At 45.7% G+C, this 4,983-nt stretch carries 9 protein-coding genes; 6 read left to right on the top strand and 3 right to left on the bottom strand.

The annotated features are described in order from the left end of the window. The 3 genes from B4K20_RS13605 to B4K20_RS13595 all read left to right on the top strand — a co-directional run. The coding region (locus B4K20_RS13605; protein WP_289283288.1) for a hypothetical protein at window positions 1–418 on the top strand (418 nt) is incomplete at its 5' end. Then, window positions 418–1,113: a hypothetical protein gene (locus tag B4K20_RS13600; protein WP_289283287.1), complete on the top strand. Its 696-nt coding sequence runs from the start codon at window positions 418–420 to the stop codon at window positions 1,111–1,113. The genes B4K20_RS13605 and B4K20_RS13600, both read left to right, overlap by 1 nt. After that, window positions 1,101–2,072 carry a hypothetical protein gene (locus B4K20_RS13595; RefSeq protein WP_289283286.1) on the top strand — a complete coding sequence of 324 codons (972 nt, stop codon included), beginning with the start codon at window positions 1,101–1,103 and terminating at the stop codon, window positions 2,070–2,072. The genes B4K20_RS13600 and B4K20_RS13595 overlap by 13 nt, the downstream gene beginning before the upstream one ends. Window positions 2,073–2,075: 3 nt before the next feature. Here the strand turns inward: B4K20_RS13595 and B4K20_RS13590 are convergent, their stop codons facing one another. Next, a complete protein-coding gene (locus tag B4K20_RS13590) occupies window positions 2,076–2,420 on the bottom strand; it encodes a hypothetical protein (protein WP_289283285.1) in 345 nt (114 codons plus the stop codon). 128 nt (window positions 2,421–2,548) lie between these two features. Here B4K20_RS13590 and B4K20_RS17065 point away from each other — a divergent pair, with 128 nt between their 5' ends. Further along, complete coding sequence (locus B4K20_RS17065) at window positions 2,549–2,743, top strand: Com family DNA-binding transcriptional regulator (RefSeq protein ID WP_379007972.1); 195 nt, start codon at window positions 2,549–2,551, stop codon at window positions 2,741–2,743. Next, window positions 2,706–3,650 carry a DNA-methyltransferase gene (locus tag B4K20_RS13585; protein WP_289283284.1) on the top strand — a complete coding sequence of 315 codons (945 nt, stop codon included), beginning with the start codon at window positions 2,706–2,708 and terminating at the stop codon, window positions 3,648–3,650. The genes B4K20_RS17065 and B4K20_RS13585 overlap by 38 nt, the downstream gene beginning before the upstream one ends. Here B4K20_RS13585 and B4K20_RS13580 read toward each other — a convergent pair whose 3' ends face one another. Together B4K20_RS13580 and B4K20_RS13575 are read right to left on the bottom strand one after the other, a co-directional pair. After that, window positions 3,651–3,968: a helix-turn-helix domain-containing protein gene (locus B4K20_RS13580; RefSeq protein ID WP_289283283.1), complete on the bottom strand. Its 318-nt coding sequence runs from the start codon at window positions 3,966–3,968 to the stop codon at window positions 3,651–3,653. A 37-nt stretch (window positions 3,969–4,005) separates the two neighbouring features. After that, window positions 4,006–4,302, bottom strand: coding sequence for a transcriptional regulator (locus tag B4K20_RS13575; RefSeq protein WP_289283282.1), 297 nt, complete (start codon window positions 4,300–4,302; stop codon window positions 4,006–4,008). A gap of 278 nt (window positions 4,303–4,580) precedes the next feature. Here B4K20_RS13575 and B4K20_RS13570 point away from each other — a divergent pair. Further along, window positions 4,581–4,983 (top strand): hypothetical protein (locus tag B4K20_RS13570; RefSeq protein WP_289283281.1); only part of this gene is annotated, 403 nt, incomplete at its 3' end.

Here is a 4,983-nt window from a genome sequence, read left to right as displayed (position 1 = left end):
CAAACCTAAACAACTTTCTGTGCGTTACAAGATCCCATTTAAAGACAAGGCTCATTTGCAGCAAGTCGTCAGGCTGGCTGAAGCCAAAGACACATCTGGCAACCGCATGGTTTATACGATTGTGAATATCACGGCTGAAGGCATGGGCATTCGCCAGGTGAAATTTGAGGGGGATCTGAGTGCCAGCGAAGATGAATCACTCAACTTATGGTCCGTGTCATTCAAACTGACCGAAGTACGCTCGGTGCCTGAATTAAAAGAATCACGCCAGGAAGCCAAAACGGTCACTGACCAGGTCGCGACCGGCGATACCGTATTGCAGGAAGACACCGCCGTGCCTGATCAAGTTGAGCTAACCAGCTTTGAAAATATTCTCAACTTTATTGATAAACACTTACCAGATAGCGAGACGGCCTGATGCGTTTAATCAAACAAGTCTCCGTTAATGGCGTGCTTCAGCAATTGGTTGAGGACCAGGTGCGTGCCGAACTCAACACACCAGGCCGAGCCATATTAACCTTGGTGGCTAATGATGCCATCCAAAAGGGCAAGCTGGTTACGTATGAAGTGGGCTATAGCCAACAACCCGCCCTGCAGCGCTGGTTTATTGGCTTTGTGGATAGCGTGGTCCCCATCGGTGATAAGCGGGTGAAATGCTTTTGCCGTGAGCTATCAGCGGCATTAATTCATGATATCTCGCTGCAGCTTCGCCATGTGACATTGCGCGAGGTCTTAACCGAGGTGAATAAACTCACCGGATTAAACTTTTCAACGCCCGATATCGCCTATGCGAATACCAAAGTCTCGCACTTTTTCCACTTAGGCAGTGGCTATCAAATGATGGCCATGTTGGGGCGTGTGTTTAATATTCCCGACTATCTCTGGCAGCAGCAGGGCAATGGTGTGATTTATGTCGGCAGTTGGGCCGATTCGCGCTGGGCGCAGATGAAAAATATCTCATTGCCACAAAAGTTGTTTGATCAGCAGCAGGCGACCAACTCGGCTCGGGTAGCCATCATGCCGCAGCTGCGTCCTGGTATGCGTATCAATGGCAACAGGCTGAGTGAAATCACCCTCAAAGCGAATCACATGGAGCTGGTATGGAACAGCTAATGAAGCGCATCCTGATGAAGCTTTTCCCCGAGCTGTTCGCTGGTTATCACTTGCCGATGTTTGGCCAGGTGGTCGGTGTGCGTGAAGCGCCAAAAACGACCGATATCTGTGATGAGTTTCGGCCTAAATATGCGGTCGATGTGCAGGTGTTAACCGAAAATGGCGAGCCTGATCCCAAGTGGGACATCCTGACCGATGTAATCATGTCGTTACCTGTGGCCGGTCATGAAATGGGACAATTCGCTTTTCCAGAGGATGGCACCTGGGTGGAGCTCGCTTTTGCTTATGGTTCACCGCAGCGGCCCTTTATTCGCAGTGTGTTACCCAACGGCCTCACCATGCCAGCGGTCGAGCGTGGCGAACAACGCTGGCAGCACAACCCAGCTTCATTTCAGCGGGTAGATAAGGACGGCAATTGGGAGCGTAAAACAGACTTAACCATCAATGAAGAATCTCTCGAACGATTCATTGAGGCGATGTCGATTGTTGAAACCTATCACGTAGCCAGCAAAGAAACGGCCACCAATGACACCGAGATTATTGGCGCGATTAAAACCATCAAAGCGTTTGGCGCCATTGTGGTTCAGTCGGGCGGGATATTGGATTTATCCGCTGTTAAGCACTTAAGGCTGACGACCAAAGCGGATGCCCTGGTGAAAACCATTGGCAAAATGCAAAGCAACATTGGCACAAGTAATAAGGTGACAGCAGGCCAAGACAACACGCTAGAAGCCGGTACAAAAAACCACTTCCAAGCCCCCAAAAGCTGGATAGGGACCAGCGAGGAAAACGGCTTGCGTTTAATGAGTGATTTAGCTCAGCTCGTGATTGAGCTGGCTGAAATATTGGCCCAACATACACACCCCAGCACAGGGCAAATTACGCAGTCTTCACAGGTGACCAACATTGCCACACTGACCACGGCCATTAAGGGCCGCATTGATGGCATAGCAGAATGATGATCACCGATACGACACACCGGCAGAAACAGGACTGATGTCATGGTAATCAGCCAACACAATATCCGGTTCTTCTACCACCACATACACGCGGCGTTCATTCGTTTCAGGGTTTTTGGCCATAAGCCCGACCAGGTGCGTTTTCATCGCATTGGGATACCACTTTGGCTTGCCCTCAAAGTTGAGCAGCATATAGGCATCATTGGGTATCAACACCCGACGCGGGAACCATTTATCCCAACGGCCAGCCAGCACCGCATCACGCTTAGCGGTAAACCCAAAAGGCAGCGTTCCTGGTTGATTGGAATGACGGCCCCAGGGGAACATTTTCGACGACTGATCAGGCATAAGCACAGGCAAAGCCGGACGAGGATGGCTGATATCGACGGTGTATTGCTCACCATTAAATTGAAAAGTAACTGCCTGGCACATGCGAGAAAATATAGAGAAGATTTAGAAGGGCTGCAACGAGAACAATGAAAGAAATACGCTGCGGGGCATGTGGCCGTAAATTAGGTGAGGGCATTTTTATCGAGCTACAGATAAAGTGCGCACGCTGTAAAACCATGAATCATCTGAGGGTCAAGCACCCCGAACCAGCACACCACGAGTGTCATGAAAAAGAGAACACTCGTGAGAAAATACCAAACCGAAAACCTATCACTGCATAACACCGATTGTTTAAAACTCCTGATCACACTCGATGATAACAGCATCGATTTAATCGCGACCGATCCGCCTTATTTTCGTGTGGTTGCCGAAAGCTGGGACCGACAATGGAAAAATGAAGCGGACTTTTTTGCCTGGTTAGATAGCGTACTTGAGCAGATGGCCAGAGTGTTAAAGCCTACCGGATCGCTTTATTTTTTTGCAGGCCCACACCTGGCCAACAAAGTCGAAATAGCCGTTGCAAAACATTTCAACATGCTCAATCAAATCATCTGGCGAAAGCCTTCAGGCCGTCATAATGGTTGCAGCAAAGAATCATTACGGCGTTATTTCCCCCAAACCGAGCATATTATGTTTGCTGAAAGCATGAAGCCGGTGCCGTTTAGTTTTGAATCTATTCGAGCTTATCTTCACCAGGCGATCATCGATGCCGGCGTGACACAAAAACAAGTCGACAATGCTTGTGGCTGCAAAATGTCCGGCCATTGGTTTGGTAAATCGCAATGGTCCATGATTCCAGAAAACCACTATCAAACCGTTGAAAAGCTCATCGGTAAAAAGCTGAAGCCCTATGCTGATCTTTATGCTGAATATCGATCACTGTTGGATGAAAGCAATGCGGCCAGACGCACGTTTAACGTCAGTAAGCATGTGCCTTATACCAATGTTTGGGACTTTAAGCCGGTGCCGTTTTACACTGGCAAACATCCATGTGAAAAACCGATGGACCTAATGGAACACATCATCACCGCCAGTTCCTTACCTGGTGATGTGGTCCTGGATGCATTTGTTGGGGGTGGCAGTACGCCGGCAGCGTGTATTAAAACCGGACGAGGCTTTGTTGGCTCGGAATTAGGCGAAAGCGAATTTGATATGGCGGTGAAGAGGTTAAATTTGATGAGCGCGTGATTATGCGCTCATCTGTTCAATTTCTTGAATTAAATCAGGATGACGATTAATCATTCCAATCAATTTAATAGCGGGGCCTGTAGGTTCAGCTCTACCTTGTTCCCAGTCACGTAATGCACCAACGGAAGTGGATATGAGGCGAGCAAACTTTGGCTGAGTAAATTCATATTTGATGCGGACTTCTCTCACTAGGCGTTGAGCATCACTGTATTTACGCCCAACTTTGCCGGCATTCATTTCAGCAAGGCTATGTTTTAATCCTGGTAATTCAATACCAGCATCTGCTTCAATTGCTGAAGCAATCTTTTCAATATTCATAGTTTCCCTCCCTAGGATGTGCTATGACAATTAATGGTTAACTTAGTTTTTTGATATCTGAGCTAGTAATATTTTCAGTATCTGATTTTTTATAAATCATGATTAAATAAATTGTGCCCTCAGCATCTTCATTAAAATAGATGATTCTTGCACCGCCACGTTTTCCACTGCCTTTTATCGCCCAACGAACCTTTCTGGCACCCTCTGCTTCAGGTATAACATCTCCAGCTTCAGGGTTTTGAGCAATGTAGCTGATGAAATCTAGTCGTTCAGATTCATCCCATATCTTATCGGCATGCTTACAAAATGTCGGTGTTTCAATCACTGTTCTCATAGTGGATATTGTACGGATATCCCGTATATGTGCAATAGTTTTTCTATGTTTGATATATAGAACATCATCACTATTTAGTTGCCTAGTTATTTATCAGAAATCACCATGCTTAAACATGGTGAAATAGGGCCAAAAAGCCGAAATAAGTGTATCTGTACTTTAGTTGATTAGTTAATGGCGTATTAGTTATTTTTAATTCAGACAATACTCTAAGCATTGCATATATTTCACAATGAGAAATACAAAAAAAGAGTCACGTAATATACGTTGAGGTTGATATGGAATATTCGAAATTTGATGATCATTACAAACACTTTCCGTACAGGAAAGATTATCAAAATGGCAGGACAAATAATGGAGGACTAGACCTTATCAACAACCCAGACTCAATTAGCGAAATAACAGAAGCAAAGAACTTCCCGGCACTGCTCGGTTTTATATCTGAATTGAATAAAGCTGACTCCCCATATCTTACTTTAGGGTGTGAGGCTGGTCAGGATTCGCCTGAAGTATTTGTGGGCTATGTTGAGTTTACGTTTAAAGATGACAGATTAGCTCAGGATGAAAAATTCATATCCGCTATCGATACAAGATTTAACGAATGGACTCGAATTGAATATCCTCAAATATCTGAAGTAATAGTAAGAAGTTTATGTTGGGAGTATTTCAAAATTACTTATC

The organism is Methylophaga sp. UBA5088, from assembly GCF_002414625.1.
GTDB lineage: Bacteria > Pseudomonadota > Gammaproteobacteria > Nitrosococcales > Methylophagaceae > Methylophaga > Methylophaga marina.
Note: the sequence above shows the minus strand (reverse complement) of the source record. Positions and strands in the feature narration are given on the sequence as shown.